13 protein-coding genes are annotated in these 13,568 nt (G+C 51.9%); 11 read left to right on the top strand and 2 right to left on the bottom strand.

Annotated features, from left to right (window positions below; genetic code table 11):
- The first annotated feature begins 56 nt into the window (after positions 1–56).
- From H3L98_RS10270 to H3L98_RS10240, 7 genes are all read left to right on the top strand, one after another.
- Positions 57–980, top strand: coding sequence for a hypothetical protein (locus H3L98_RS10270; protein WP_027021950.1), 924 nt, complete (start codon positions 57–59; stop codon positions 978–980).
- Positions 980–1,336 carry a hypothetical protein gene (locus tag H3L98_RS10265; protein WP_246327821.1) on the top strand — a complete coding sequence of 119 codons (357 nt, stop codon included), beginning with the start codon at positions 980–982 and terminating at the stop codon, positions 1,334–1,336. Before H3L98_RS10270 ends, H3L98_RS10265 begins: the two co-directional genes overlap by 1 nt.
- Before the next feature lie 2 nt (positions 1,337–1,338).
- On the top strand, positions 1,339–3,105 hold the full coding sequence (locus tag H3L98_RS10260; protein WP_051532043.1) for a hypothetical protein: 1,767 nt from the start codon (positions 1,339–1,341) through the stop codon (positions 3,103–3,105).
- A 4-nt stretch (positions 3,106–3,109) separates the two neighbouring features.
- Entirely contained in the window at positions 3,110–3,343 is a 234-nt protein-coding gene (locus H3L98_RS10255; protein ID WP_027021949.1) for a hypothetical protein, read from the top strand.
- Between the two features lie 78 nt (positions 3,344–3,421).
- A complete protein-coding gene (locus H3L98_RS10250) occupies positions 3,422–4,879 on the top strand; it encodes a GIY-YIG nuclease family protein (protein WP_051532042.1) in 1,458 nt (485 codons plus the stop codon).
- A 378-nt stretch (positions 4,880–5,257) separates the two neighbouring features.
- Positions 5,258–6,058 carry a DNA adenine methylase gene (locus H3L98_RS10245; protein ID WP_027021947.1) on the top strand — a complete coding sequence of 267 codons (801 nt, stop codon included), beginning with the start codon at positions 5,258–5,260 and terminating at the stop codon, positions 6,056–6,058.
- Between the two features lie 98 nt (positions 6,059–6,156).
- Positions 6,157–6,987 (top strand): DNA adenine methylase, encoded by an 831-nt coding sequence (locus H3L98_RS10240; protein ID WP_027021946.1) that lies wholly within the window; start codon positions 6,157–6,159, stop codon positions 6,985–6,987.
- Between the two features lie 51 nt (positions 6,988–7,038).
- Here the strand turns inward: H3L98_RS10240 and H3L98_RS10235 are convergent, their stop codons facing one another.
- Positions 7,039–7,407, bottom strand: coding sequence for a hypothetical protein (locus H3L98_RS10235; RefSeq protein WP_027021945.1), 369 nt, complete (start codon positions 7,405–7,407; stop codon positions 7,039–7,041).
- A 144-nt stretch (positions 7,408–7,551) separates the two neighbouring features.
- Here H3L98_RS10235 and H3L98_RS10230 point away from each other — a divergent pair, with 144 nt between their 5' ends.
- Entirely contained in the window at positions 7,552–8,283 is a 732-nt protein-coding gene (locus tag H3L98_RS10230; protein WP_084481864.1) for a tetratricopeptide repeat protein, read from the top strand.
- Here H3L98_RS10230 and H3L98_RS10225 read toward each other — a convergent pair.
- Positions 8,280–9,134 (bottom strand): mechanosensitive ion channel family protein, encoded by an 855-nt coding sequence (locus tag H3L98_RS10225; protein WP_051532040.1) that lies wholly within the window; start codon positions 9,132–9,134, stop codon positions 8,280–8,282. The genes H3L98_RS10230 and H3L98_RS10225 overlap by 4 nt on opposite strands.
- Before the next feature lie 177 nt (positions 9,135–9,311).
- On the opposite strand from H3L98_RS10225, the gene miaB reads away from it, so the two are divergent.
- The 3 genes from miaB to parE all read left to right on the top strand — a co-directional run bounded on the left by miaB (position 9,312) and on the right by parE (position 13,545).
- Entirely contained in the window at positions 9,312–10,631 is a 1,320-nt protein-coding gene (gene miaB / locus H3L98_RS10220) for a tRNA (N6-isopentenyl adenosine(37)-C2)-methylthiotransferase MiaB (protein ID WP_027021943.1), read from the top strand.
- A 34-nt stretch (positions 10,632–10,665) separates the two neighbouring features.
- A complete protein-coding gene (locus H3L98_RS10215; protein ID WP_084481863.1) occupies positions 10,666–11,433 on the top strand; it encodes an ankyrin repeat domain-containing protein in 768 nt (255 codons plus the stop codon).
- A 147-nt stretch (positions 11,434–11,580) separates the two neighbouring features.
- Complete coding sequence (gene parE / locus H3L98_RS10210; protein WP_027021941.1) at positions 11,581–13,545, top strand: DNA topoisomerase IV subunit B; 1,965 nt, start codon at positions 11,581–11,583, stop codon at positions 13,543–13,545.
- The last annotated feature ends 23 nt before the right edge of the window (positions 13,546–13,568 follow it).

The raw sequence follows: 13,568 nt of genomic DNA, 5'->3' as shown, positions 1-13,568 counted from the left end.
AAACTCCATTTGAAACCTATATATTACTTCATCATTACTTGATTTGGATAAGCAAAATGATTCAAACCACTTTAAAACCCGTTACTTTATTCTCGTCAAAAGACAACGGCGCACCCCAATTAAGCGCATCCGCTGGCAGCCTTAAAACCGTATTAAAAGCCTGTTTGGTATCAGGTTATGGCGAAAAACGCGCTTTGGGCTGGGATATGCCCTTTGAAACGCCCAATGTAGCCGTGTTTCGCAGCGCATCGGGCGAAAGCAACCGCCATTATTTGCGCGTAGATAACAGCAGCACCCGCTCGGTGCGTCTGCACCCCTACCGCGAGATGACGGGCATTGATGCGGGAACGGGCTATTTTGGGCGTGACCGTAGTAATAACTACGACCGTTTCGGCTATGTTGAGCGGGATGTAAACAACACTGACCGCTGGTGGTTAATTGGGCATGACAAAGCCTTTACCCTGATTGTGGGCGCGATGGGCGACTATTACAAAACCAACGGTTGCTCCATGTTCTTTTTTGGCGATGTCCCCAGTCTGATACCTGATGACACGGGCAATACGCTGTTTGTATCCAGCCATTATGACGGTTACGATTATTTGTCTAACGGCAATTTGCGTGCATTGACCACCACCTACGGCAACAGCGCACGCATGGCGCGGACTTGGGGCAATACGGAAACAGAAGCGGGCGTGCTGCTGCACAGTTTGGGTTTTGCAGCGGCAAACGCCGACTATCCCGATGTGATTAGCGGCGGTACATTGGCTTCAGAGATTTATTTGGCGGAAGAAACCGTCCGCGAGCGTTACAGCCTGCGCGGACTGATGCCCGGCTGGTTTAAGGCACACAATAATTTGCGGATTGTGCATGACGGTTCGCCGATTGTGATTGATGGCACAGATGATGTGTATCTCAAGTTTAACGCGGGCGACCAAGAGCGCGGTTATTACCTGCTCAATGTCAGCCACTGGGAGTCCTGATGAACCTGCTGATTACCCGCCGTCCGCTGCGTACCCGTCCGCCGCGCCGCATCAATATCAGTTTGCGCCTGCCGCGCCGTGCGGCGGTGAGCAGCCGTTATTCGGGCAAGGGCTATATTGCGGGGACGGGTGCGGGCATTGTTACCGTAAACGGCATACCTGCCCGCCGCAAAATCTACCTGTACGACTGCGCCAGTATGCGCTGTGTCCGCAGCACTTGGAGCGCGGCAGACGGCACATACCGCTTGAGCCATCTTGACCACCGCCGCGATTATCTGCTGTTAGCGCGGGATTACAAGGGCGAGTACGAGCCAGTGGCGTATGATTTTGTGCGCCCCAAAGTGGATAGTGGTTAGCCATGTACATCCGTTTCAGCCATACCACCCGCCACCACGCCGCCGATACGTTACCGATACCCTTCGGCAAGCGCGATGATGCCACGCCCAAACCCAAACCGCAGCCGCCCATCGTGTCTGCCTGTTGGGGTGTGGCGTGGGCGCACGGCAAAAGCGATGCAGGCGGCGCAAACGCCCATTGGCAAGGCGCAAGTACCGCAGCCGAGCATCGCCATAATTGGGGCGAGGCAGCGGACGCGGTGTCGTGCAGCTTCCTGCCGTCTGCCGTGTTCGCACAGCTGTACCACGAAACACAGGCAAACTGGCGTGTACCGTTTGACCTGTCTGCCTGCGCCAAGCTGCTGGCTGATGTGTTCGCCGATGTACGCCATTGTGCTGATACAGGCAACACAGCGGGCGCACCGCGCCTATCCTGTGCTGCGGTGGAAACAACAGCAGTATTACCGCGCCACGGCTGCATCAACACACAAACAGGCACGGCAGCGGGTGTCAAAGGCTGCGCCCAAGCACACCAGCACGGCGCAGACGTGGTTTCCTGCGCCCGCACCACCACCAGCCCCAGCACGCAACCGCCGTGCGAATGGCGCGAAATCGTGATTGAGCGTCCCGACCCGCCACGCCGCCGCCGTTGCCCGCGCCCCGATGCGGGGCATCTGCCGATACCGTTCCTGCGCCGCCGCATGATGCCCGATGCCGCGCAAATCCCGCTGCCGTTTGCCTGTGGGCAGACATCCACGGAAATTCCACCGCGAGACAGTTATATTATGCAAAATCATATCTCTGCCAGCTTTGACGGCAAGCCTTTAGACCTGATTGCCGCTGAAATCCGCGCAGATATGGGCGGTTACTGCTGGCAAGGCAACCTGACCCTACCGCCTGATGAGTTTGCCCGCTTAAACCTGTCCAGCCGCGCCCACGGCGATGCGCCGCTGATTGACATCAACATCAACGGCGAAACATGGCGCATCATGGCAGAGCAATGGGGCGATAACCGCGTATTCGGGCGCAAAACCTACACCGTAACGGGGCGCAGCGTAACCGCCTTATTAGGCGCGGATTATGCGCCTGTTAATCAAGGCATTGCCCCCAATCTGTACGCCCGCCAAATTGCCGCGCAACAGCTTGAGTTTACAGGGGTCAAAATATCAAATTGGGAAATCGCCGATTGGCTGATTCCAGCGGGCGTATATGCCTTGTCGGACAAAACGCCAATGGCAGTGATTTCCGAAATTGCCACCACCGCAGGCGGTTTCGTAGAAAGCCACCCCGAATTACCACAAATCAGCCTCAAAAAACGCTGGTCAGCACCCGCATGGTTGTTGCGCGAGATTGCCCCCAAAGTGCAAGTGCCTGATAGCGCAATATTATCCATTAGCGGGCAAGTGCGCGTTTCTGCCCGCTGCAACGGCGCGGAAGTATGGGCAACCCATGCACAAGGCTATGCCGCGTTGGTGCGCCGTGACGGTACAGACAGCACCCCGCGCACCGCCGCGCAAACCCATCCGCTGTATGCCGCGCAAAACGTCTGCCGTGCTGCGGGCATCGCCGCATTAAGCGATACAGGCACACACAAAATAGAGACCGTCAAACTGCCGCTAATGCCCAAATACGGGCTGCATCGGGCAGGTTTGGGCGAGTTGTGGGGTTTCGCCGAAGCAGGCGGCACATGGCGCGGCGTGATTACGGGGATTAGCATCTCTGCCAGCGTGCAAAACGATGCGCCCACTGTCTATCAAACCTTAACCATTGACCGTTACATGGGAGATTAACACCGTGAATATCCTGCAACAATTAAGAGCCGTTTTACCCCACGAAACCCGCGCCGTTGCCAAAATCACTGCCCCCAAAGGTAACGGCGCATGGACGGCACAAACCACCGCAGGCAAGGCAGCGGTGGTGCTGTATGGCACGGGCTATCAGGTGGGGCAGACGGTGTTTTACGATGTTTCCACGGGGCGGATTTTAGAGATTGCACCTGATTTAACTGTCATTGAGATTGATGTGTGATTTAAATCCTGTTTAAAACTGCTTTTATCTGTGATATAAGCAGTTTTTTAACATCATGGCAAACAGATAGGTCCGATTATGGCATGGATTAAGTTGATTATTGTTGCAGGTTTGTTGTTGGGTATGTTCTTTGCGGGTGTGTATATTCAGGGCAAAAAGAACTTTAAAAACAATCAGGAAAAACTGGACGCATTAAACAAAAAACTGCATCAGGAAAAGCAAGCCATGATTGCCGAAGCTGATGCGGAAAAACGCAAACTGGAAGATGAACGCAAAGCATGGCGAACCGAACAGACAGAGCGCGAGAAAAAACAGCAGGACAAATATGCTGCACAACAAAACAAATTATCGGAAAAACAACGTCAAATCCAACAACAACTAAATGCCGCACAAGCCAAATTGGAAGCAGCCAAAGCCGAAGCCCAGCGCAGCTTATCTGCCACACGCCAAGCCGAACAAGCCATACAACGGCGCATCAACGGTTACGGCGACCAGTATCTGATTCCGTCCGTGCAACTGATTGACGACATCGCCCAAGAATACAGTATCCACAACGCAGGCGAAAAGCTGAAAACCTGCCGCAAACAAGTGCGCGACAGCATTCAGTCAGGCAATGCCACATCAGGCGATGCCGCTGTTTCCAAAGTATTGCTGGATTTTTTCAATACCAAAGCCGAACAACTGCTTGCCGAAGTCAAACACGAAAACTACGGCAAACTCAAACAAGAACTGGCAGATATTTACGCGCTGACCGAATACCACGCTAAAGCCGCCGCTTTTGCTGGTGCGGTGCGTAAAGATTACTACCAACTGCGCCAAGAAGAATTAAAGTGGGCAAGCGTATTGCACACGCTACGCACGGAAGAGCGCGAACAGCAACGCGCCATCCGCGAACAGGCACGCGAAGAAGAACGCGCCCGTAAAGAATACGAAAAAGCCATGCGCGATGCCGCCAAAGAAGAGTCCATGCTGCAAAAAGCAATGGACAAAGCCCGCGCTGAATTGGAACGCGCCACCGCCGAACAACGCGCCCAATACGAAAGCCAACTGGCAGATTTAAGCCAAAAACTTAAAGAAGCGGAAGAGAAAAACCAACGCGCCCTGTCTATGGCGCAACAAACCCGTGCGGGACACGTTTACCTGATTTCCAATATCGGCTCGTTTGGCGAAAACATGGTTAAAATCGGCATGACGCGCCGCCTTGAACCGCTTGACCGCGTGCGTGAGCTGGGCGATGCGTCCGTACCGTTTCTGTTTGACGTACACGCCATTATTTATTCAGACGATGCGCCCGCGCTGGAAAAACAACTGCACCGCGCCTTTAGCGATGCCCGTGTAAACAAGGTCAACCACCGTAAAGAGTTTTTCCGTGTCAGCCCGCAACAGCTTAAAGACAAGCTGGCGGAACTGGGTATTCAGGCACAGTTTACCCTTGCCGCCGAAGCTGCCGAATACCGCGAAACCTTGCGGATTGAAGCAATGGCACACGGCGAGCGCGATAAAATCCTCAATCACTTGTTGGAGCAGGAAACATAAAGTGTATTGAAACGCCGCAAGCAGTCAAGACAAACGCCGCCCGATATACTGGCGGCGTTTTTTGAGAAAGACGGCAACGCGGAGCGGTGCTACCAACACCATTTGCCCCGCGCCATCAGCAGAAGCAGCCTGCGTCAGAATGCCGCCACCTAGCTAGGCGGCGCGATTGTAACACTACGCAAAAGGACTGCACAGATGCAATACCGCCAACTTCGTTGTAAAAAATGTTTGTCATTACTTGCCCGCGCCACAGGCGGCACGGTAGAAATTAAATGCCGTAAATGTAAAGTGATGAACCGTTTTAGTTTTTAATCCGTTCAGAGTGCCACAGAGTTCCTTTAACCCAGAGTGCCGCGAGTACCAATAATAAGGAAACTAATGGCTAATTCCCCACCCGCCAGCCCGCTTCGCGGCTGGTTTGGCGGCAAATCCCGTTTAACTTCCACGCTAATCCCTTTGATTCCCGCCCACCACTGCTATGCAGAGGTGTTTGCGGGCGCAGCGTGGTTGCTATTCCACAAATCCCCCAGCCGCACCGAAGCCCTAAACGACATCAATGCCGACATTATCAATCTCTATCGGGTGGTTCAAAACCACAGCCCAGAGCTGTTGCGCCTTGCCGAGCAGATGCTGCCCAGCCGCGATGAGTATCAACGGCTACAAGCCACCCCGCCCGACAGCCTGACCGATGTACAGCGTGCCGTGCGCTTCCTGTATTTACACCGTTTGAGCTTTGGTGGGCGCGTGATAGAGCAGAGCTGTGCATCGCGCCGCAACCGTCCGCCACGCTTCAACCCACAAAAGCTGATGCAGGAGCTGACAGACAGCCGCCAACGTTTGCAGGGCGTGATGCTGGAGCGGTTACCGTATAGCGAGTTTATCCGCCGCTACGATGCCGACGATACCTTTTTCTATGTGGACCCGCCGTATTGGGGCTGCGAGGGCGCATACGGCAAGGGTATTTTCAGCCGTGATGATTTTAGCGCATTGGCAACCCAATTGCGCGGGATTAAGGGTAAATTTCTGCTGTCTATCAACGATGTGCCGCAGATTAGAGAGATATTTGACGGCTTCCACACGCTGCCCGTTAAACTGCGCTACAGCGTACCCAGCGGCGGCAACCAGCGTGCCAACGAGCTGCTGATTGCCAACTATCCGTTGTTCAAAAATAATATATAGCTGACAGATTTTATCATGCTTATTGATAACCGTCATCAGCGATGGCGGTTGTTTGTTTTTCCAACAGAGTGCCGTGAGTACCGCCATTAAGGAGATATATGGCATATACACAAGCACCTTTGCCGTTCACAGGGCAAAAACGCCGCTTTTTAAACCACTTTAAATCCCTATTAAATCAGCATTTAGATGGCGATGGTGCAGGCTGGACCATTATTGATGCCTTTGGCGGCAGCGGCTTACTCGCCCACACCGCCAAACGCTGCAAGCCCGCCGCCCGCGTTATCTATAATGATTTTGACGGCTATGCCGAGCGGCTGGCACATATCCCCGACACCAACCGCCTGCGCCAGATTCTTGCCGATTTGCTTCAACACCAGCCGCGACAAAAACGGCTACCCGATGCGGTCAAAAAAGCAGCCGAAGCAGCGATTAACGGCTTTGGCGGTTACTTGGATTTGGACTGTTTGGCGGCATGGCTGTTGTTTAGCGGCAAGACCGCACGCGATTTACCTGATTTATACAGCCATCAGTTTTACCACTGCGTGCGCCAGCACGATTACCCCGATGCCACCGACTATTTAGACGGGCTTGAGATTGTCAGCCAGCCCTATCACGAGCTGCTTCCGCCGCACCTGGACGACCCCAAAACCCTGCTGGTATTAGACCCGCCTTATGTCTGTACCCAGCAGGGCAGCTACCGCAAGGCAGGTTACTTCGGCATGGTACAATTTTTGCGCCTGATGCGGCTGGTGCGACCGCCGTTTGTGTTCTTTTCATCAACGCGCAGCGAGCTACTTGAGTATTTGGATTTGGTGATTGGCGATAAGATGGAGGGCTGGGACAGGTTCAAGGACTACCAAAAAATCAGCCTGACCACCCATATTAACCAACAAGCGGTTTACGAGGATAATTTGGTTTACCGCTTCTAGCGGGATTCAGACAGCCTGAAAAAACGGCAGGGTGTTACCCCTGCCGTTGTCTTATGCCTGTATTAACCTGCGGCAACCCAGATATGCCGTTCTTAAAAAATCCGTGCTGCGTGGGCGCGGGCTTACAGCATCTGCCAGCCAATCAGCACAAACGCGGTCAAGCGCACTTTGCAGTGAGACAAGTGCATCGGGCTTGTCCCAATCATAACCGCTGCCTTGTTCATTCAGATAATACAATAAGTCGGCAGCAAAATCGCCACCGTCGCAGCCGTCCAAAAATGCAGCAGCTTCCGCTTTAGATACACCCTGCAGGTGCTTTTGCAACGCGGCGGCGGCAAGGTCAAACGGTACTTCGTACACTTCCACGCCCACATCAAACAGGTGTTTGCAAAAGCCGTTGTAAATATTGTAAGCCAGCATGGTCAGCCCCTAATTGGTGATTAACGATAGGTGCATGATGCTTTATCGGGGCGACAGAGCCAAGCAATAGTATGGCTATTGAGTGGCATATATAGCAATAGCCCTGCTTTAATAGCAGGGCTGATTTATTTTCCAAGATGAGCAATGGGCTTTAAAATTTTGCGATTGTTTTGTCATGTGCTGTATGACAAAATTAACGCAAAAACGTGTCAAAATCCGCGCAAATTTATAACAAAAAATTATCAAACCGCGAGACAATGGTTTGAAAAATCGGCTGCTCAGGGTAATTCTGATGCTCAAGTTGGATTGGGTATTTTGTATAAAGACGGATTGGGTGTAGGGCAAAACTATCCAAGTGCTTATCAGTGGTTTAGTAAAGCAGCGGCACAAAATCATGCTGAAGCACAATACGCACTGGGTATATTGTATGAGCATGGCTGGGGCGTAAAGCAAAATTATCAAGCTGCGCGTCAGTGGTTTGAAAAAGCTGTTGCACAGAATCATGCTGGCGCACAAAGTAATTTGGGTAATTTATATGTACATGGGCGTGGTGTAACACAAAATTACCAAACAGCACGTCAATGGTTTGAAAAGGCGGCTGCGCAAAATCATGCTACTGCACAACATAATCTAGGTAGTTTATATGCGCTTGGCTGGGGGGTAAAGCAAGATTATCAAGCTGCGCGTAAATGGTATGAAAAAGCCGCTGCGCAAAATCATGCTGTTGCGCAATATGGGCTTGGTAGTTTGTATTATAACGGGTATGGTGTGGCGAAAAACGACCAAACAGCACGCCAATGGTTTGAAAAAGCCGCTGCACAAAACCATGAAGATGCTAAAAAAGCCTTGGAAATTTTAAAATCTCAAGGTCATTAAGGATTTAGCAAACGGTATTGTACCCGAATAAACTCATCCAATACCGCTTGTTGAATATCCACCCGCAAGCCCACGGGCGCAGCAAAGCGCACCGCCAAGTTATATACTTTGTCATCATAAGGCACGCGGCTGATGCTGGGTTGTGCGGGTGGGGTAATAAACAGTTTCTGCACCTGCACCGCTTCCAAATGCGCCGAAATTTCATCAATATAGGGCGAACATTTTTCCAAAAGCACCGCTTCCAAGCGCGGCACAATCGCATCCGAATCCAAATGAATCGGCACGGGAATATCAAACATATGCACCACATAGCTGCCCAAAATATTGTCGCGGTAGAGCGGAAAACTCAGCAGCAGGCTGTTGGGAAAAGAAACGGTTTTGCCTGATAAACGCCCTATTAGCGGATTCGGTCCAATTTGCATCACCAAAGTATTCAATAGGTTAATATCAATCACGCGCCCGCGTATGTGGTTGATTTCAATGTAGTCGCCTACGGAATATTGTTTATTGGCAAAGCGCACCAAGCTGCCTGATAAACACATAATCAGTTCTTTTAATGCCAGCACCGCTGCCGCCGCCAATGCCACCATGGACAGGGCGAAAGTTTGAATCTGCGTTGCCCACACCAAAAACAGCACGAAAATACAGAGCATTAAGGTAATGTTGCGACCCATCACCACAATGCGGCGTTTTTCGTCAATTTCCAATTCGGGATGTTGGCGGAAATGCAGGCGCAGCAGCACCAGTTTGGTCAAAATAATGGTGGGAATCAGGATAATGGTGTACAGCCATTCGCGCGACAAGGGGATTTGGCGGATAACTTCTTGGCTTTCCCGAATAAAATCAATCATGATGTTTTTTCCTTGTGGGCGTAACTATCGGCGGATAAAAACCGATATAATACGCGCTTTTAACCGTTCAGGCTGCTTGGAAGATTTCAGGCAGCCTGAAATTATCGTTTGTTGCGCTTGTGGCGCGGCAAACCGTCAGCCCCGCAATTACGGGAATCCTGAAAGAGATTGAAAACCATGAAAAAAGTATTTATCCGCACTTTCGGCTGCCAAATGAACGAATACGACAGCGAAAAAATGTTGTCCGTTTTGTCGGAAGGCGAGGATTTGGAACAAGTTGCCACCGCCGAAGAAGCCGATATTATTCTGTTTAACACCTGCTCGGTGCGCGAAAAGGCGCAGGAAAAAGTGTTTTCCGATTTGGGACGGGTGCGCCCGCTAAAAGAAAAAAATCCCAAGCTGATTATCGGCGTGGGCGGTTGCGTGGCATCGCAAGAGGGCGAGGAAATTGTCAAACGTGCGCCTTATGTGGACGTGGTGTTTGGTCCGCAAACCCTGCACCGCTTGCCGCAAATGATTGCCGACAAGGAAACCAGCGGTTATTCGCAAGTGGATATTTCCTTTCCCGAAATTGAAAAATTTGACCACCTGCCGCCTGCGCGTGTGGACGGCGGCAGCGCCTTTGTTTCCATTATGGAAGGCTGTTCCAAATATTGCAGTTTCTGCGTGGTGCCTTATACGCGCGGTGAAGAATTTTCGCGCCCTTTAAGCGATGTGCTGACCGAAATTGCAGGCTTGGCACAGCAAGGTGTTAAAGAAATCAATCTATTGGGACAAAATGTAAACGCCTATCGCGGCGCGATGGACGACGGCGGCATTTGCGATTTTGCTACTCTGCTGCGGATTGTGCATGAAATCCCCGGTATTGAACGGATGCGCTTTACCACCAGCCACCCGCGCGAGTTTTCCGATGCGATTATTGAGTGTTACCGCGATTTGCCGAAACTGGTTTCGCACCTGCATTTGCCCGTGCAAAGCGGTTCTGACCGCGTATTGGCGGCGATGAAGCGCGGTTATACTGCTTTGGAATACAAATCCATTGTGCGTAAATTACGCGCCATCCGCCCCGATTTGTGCTTGAGTTCGGATTTTATTGTCGGTTTCCCTGGTGAAACCGAGCGCGAATTTGAGCAAACCTTAAAACTGGTAAAAGACGTGGCGTTTGACTTGAGCTTTGTATTTATTTACAGCCCGCGCCCCGGCACGCCCGCCGCCAATCTGCCCGACGACACCCCGCACGCCGAAAAAGTGCGCCGTTTGGAAGCCTTGAACGAAGTGATTGAAGCCGAAACCGCCCGCATTAACCAAACCATGTTGGGTACGGTACAGCGTTGTTTGGTAGAAGGCATTTCCAAAAAAGACCCCGACCAACTGCAAGCGCGTACCGCCAATAACCGCGTGGTTAATTTTACGGGTACGCCCGATTTGATTCATCAAATGGTGGATTTGGAAATTACTGAAGCGTTTACGTTTAGTTTGCGCGGAACTTTAGTTTAAACTTTTTACACCACTACACATAAGGAAAAACAAAATGTTAAATAAAAAAATCTTGGCAGTTGCTACTGTGTGCTTGTTTCAGACAGCCTGCACCTTGCCCGAAGCGCAAACTGCTGCCGCTTCACAGCCGCAAACCCAAAGCGCAAAAAGCCAAAACGGTTTCCGCTTCAGCATGGAAGAAATGCAAGACATCGCCAATCCGAAAAAACTGTCTTGGCGCATTTTTTACGACAAACCCTCTGAAGGACCTGATGCCGCTTGGTTTGATGCCGTGAAACGCGGCGATTTGGCAACGGTAAAACGCATGGTGCAAAACGGTCAGAACTTGGAGGCCAAAGATGAAGCTTCTCTGGGGCAAACCGCTTTGGGTTGGGCGGCGTTTATCGGCTATGAAGACATGGTGGACTACCTGATTGCCCAAGGCGCGAGCCTGCAAGCGACTGACCGTGGCGATGTGTATAATGTGTTGAAATCCGCCGTTTTGGGTAAAAACACCAATATCGTCCGCAAAGTTTATGCGCTGCTGAAAGACAGCACCGATTTAAACGACCAAAGCGTAGAAAGCGACGGCGAAACCCTGCTGATGGTGGCTGCCAGCAACAACCGCATTGAAACGGTGAAATATTTATTGTCTTTGGGCGCGAACCCGAATTTGGTTACCACCACCCAAGACACCAAATTGGGCGCGTATAATCAAAGTGCTTTATCGTATGCCTGCACGCGTAACCACCCCGAAATGCAAAAGCTGCTGATTGAGCGCAAAGTGATTAACCATCGCACGGGCAAATCCAGCTGCGAATAAGGTTTTTTAACTGATACGCAGAAATCTACCGATGCTGCTGCCGTCATACGGGCGCAGCATCGGTATTTTTACAGGCAAAACGGGAATCGCTTTTTGCCGTTTTCGCGTAAAATACGCCGTTTTTCTTTTTCTCACACGCGCAACAGCATGAACGCCTATTCTGAAGCCAGTATTCAAGTATTAAAGGGGCTGGAACCCGTTAAACAACGCCCCGGTATGTACACCCGCACCGACAGTCCCACCCATATCTGCCAAGAGGTGATTGACAACGCTGCCGATGAAGCATTGGGCGGTTTTGCCAGCGAAATTGACGTACACATTCATGCAGACGGTTCGCTGTCGGTGTGCGACAATGGGCGTGGTATTCCCACAGGTTTGCATCCTGAAGAAAATATTCCTGTGGTGGAACTGGTGTTTACGCGCCTGCACGCGGGTGGGAAATTTGATAAGCAGTCGGGTGGTGGTGCGTATGCGTTTTCGGGCGGTTTGCACGGTGTGGGTGTGTCGGTAACCAATGCGCTTTCGCAACGCTTGGAAGTGACGGTGCGCCGTGACGGGCGTGTGTGGCGCATGGTGTTTGCAGGTGGGGAAGTGATTGAGCCTTTGGCGGAAATTGACCGTTGCCCCATTAAGGAAACGGGAACGGAAATCCGCGTGTATCCCGACCCGCGCTATTTTGACAGCTCCCATTACAATATCGCCGAACTGGAACGGCTGTTACGCGCCAAAGCGGTGCTGTTGCAAGGCGTAACCGTGCGTTTAACCCGTCCTGTTAAGGGCTTGCCCGAAACGCAGGTTTGGCGTTATCCCAACGGTTTAACCGATTATCTGCACGATTTGTTAAACGGCGCGGAAACGGCTGTTCCTGTGTTTGCGGCGGAAAATTATGTGTCTGCCAATATGCCCGACAGTCCGTTTAGCGCGGGCGAGGGCGCGGCGTTTGCGCTGACTTGGCTGGAAGAGGGCGCGTGTGCGGGCGAAAGTTATGTAAACCTGATTCCCACGCCCTTGGGCGGTACGCACGAAGCGGGGCTGAAACAGGCGGCGTTTCATGCGGTTGCCAATTTTGTGCAACACCACAACCTGCTGCCGCGCGGGGTAAAACTGCAAAGCGATGATGTGTTTGCGCGGGCGTGTTTTGTGTTGTCGGCGCGTTTGCTGGACCCGCAGTTTCAGGGGCAAACCAAGGACAAACTCACCAGCCGCGATGCGCTGAAGCTGGTGGCAACGGTGTGCGGCGACCCGCTGGAATTGTGGTTAAATCAAAATATTGCCCACGGTAAAAAAATCGCAGAACTGGCGATTAGTCAGGCGCAGGCGCGTTTGCGTTCGGTTAAGAAAATTGAAAAGAAAAAAGGCAGCGGCGTGGCGGTGTTGCCCGGTAAGCTCACCGATTGCGAAAGCGAAGACATCCGCGAAAACGAATTGTTTTTGGTGGAAGGCGATTCGGCAGGCGGTTCGGCGAAACTGGCACGGGACAAAGCCACGCAAGCCATTTTGCCTTTGCGCGGCAAGGTGTTGAACAGCTTTGAGGTTCACCGCGACCAATTATTCGGCAATGCCGAAATTCACGATATTGCCGTGGCAATCGGTGTGGATCCGCACGGCGCAGATGATGAAGTGGATTTAAGCGGTTTGCGTTACGGCAAAATCGCCATTTTGTCGGATGCCGATGTGGATGGGGCGCATATTCAGGTGTTGCTGCTGACGCTGTTTTACCGCCATTTCCCCAAACTGATTGAACACGGGCATATTTATGTGGCGCAACCGCCGCTGTTCCGCGTGGATGTAAACGCGCAGGGCAAAAACCGTCCTGCCCGCAAGCTGTACGCGCTGGACCAAGCCGAATTGGACAGTATTTTAGCCAAGCTGCACAAAGAAAAAATCAAAGAAAACGCCTACAGCGTCAGTCGTTTTAAAGGTTTGGGCGAAATGAATCCCGACCAGCTCAAAGACACCGCCATGCACCCCGACACCCGCCGTTTGCTGCGTGTGCAAATCAATGATACCGATACCGAAGCCGTTTTTGTCAAATTGATGGGCAAGGGCGAAGCAGCGGCGCGGCGGGCGTGGATGGAAGCCGAAGGCGACCGCGTGGAAGCGGATATTTAAACACACACCATTCATCAAGGAAT

The organism is Conchiformibius steedae, from assembly GCF_014054725.1.
GTDB lineage: Bacteria > Pseudomonadota > Gammaproteobacteria > Burkholderiales > Neisseriaceae > Conchiformibius > Conchiformibius steedae.
Note: the sequence above shows the minus strand (reverse complement) of the source record. Positions and strands in the feature narration are given on the sequence as shown.

Bases quoted from the DNA above. Each gene is read 5' to 3' on its own strand.
- parE (WP_027021941.1), top strand. From the start codon at position 11,581: ATGAACGCCTATTCTGAAGCCAGTATTCAAGTATTAAAGGGGCTGGAA.
- H3L98_RS10245 (WP_027021947.1), top strand. From the start codon at position 5,258: ATGGCTAATTCCCCACCCGCCAGCCCGCTTCGCGGCTGGTTTGGCGGC.
- H3L98_RS10265 (WP_246327821.1), top strand. From the start codon at position 980: ATGAACCTGCTGATTACCCGCCGTCCGCTGCGTACCCGTCCGCCGCGC.
- H3L98_RS10225 (WP_051532040.1), bottom strand. From the start codon at position 9,134: ATGATTGATTTTATTCGGGAAAGCCAAGAAGTTATCCGCCAAATCCCC.
- H3L98_RS10215 (WP_084481863.1), top strand. From the start codon at position 10,666: ATGTTAAATAAAAAAATCTTGGCAGTTGCTACTGTGTGCTTGTTTCAG.
- H3L98_RS10270 (WP_027021950.1), top strand. From the start codon at position 57: ATGATTCAAACCACTTTAAAACCCGTTACTTTATTCTCGTCAAAAGAC.
- H3L98_RS10235 (WP_027021945.1), bottom strand. From the start codon at position 7,407: ATGCTGGCTTACAATATTTACAACGGCTTTTGCAAACACCTGTTTGAT.
- H3L98_RS10240 (WP_027021946.1), top strand. From the start codon at position 6,157: ATGGCATATACACAAGCACCTTTGCCGTTCACAGGGCAAAAACGCCGC.
- miaB (WP_027021943.1), top strand. From the start codon at position 9,312: ATGAAAAAAGTATTTATCCGCACTTTCGGCTGCCAAATGAACGAATAC.
- H3L98_RS10250 (WP_051532042.1), top strand. From the start codon at position 3,422: ATGGCATGGATTAAGTTGATTATTGTTGCAGGTTTGTTGTTGGGTATG.
- H3L98_RS10260 (WP_051532043.1), top strand. From the start codon at position 1,339: ATGTACATCCGTTTCAGCCATACCACCCGCCACCACGCCGCCGATACG.
- H3L98_RS10230 (WP_084481864.1), top strand. From the start codon at position 7,552: ATGGGCTTTAAAATTTTGCGATTGTTTTGTCATGTGCTGTATGACAAA.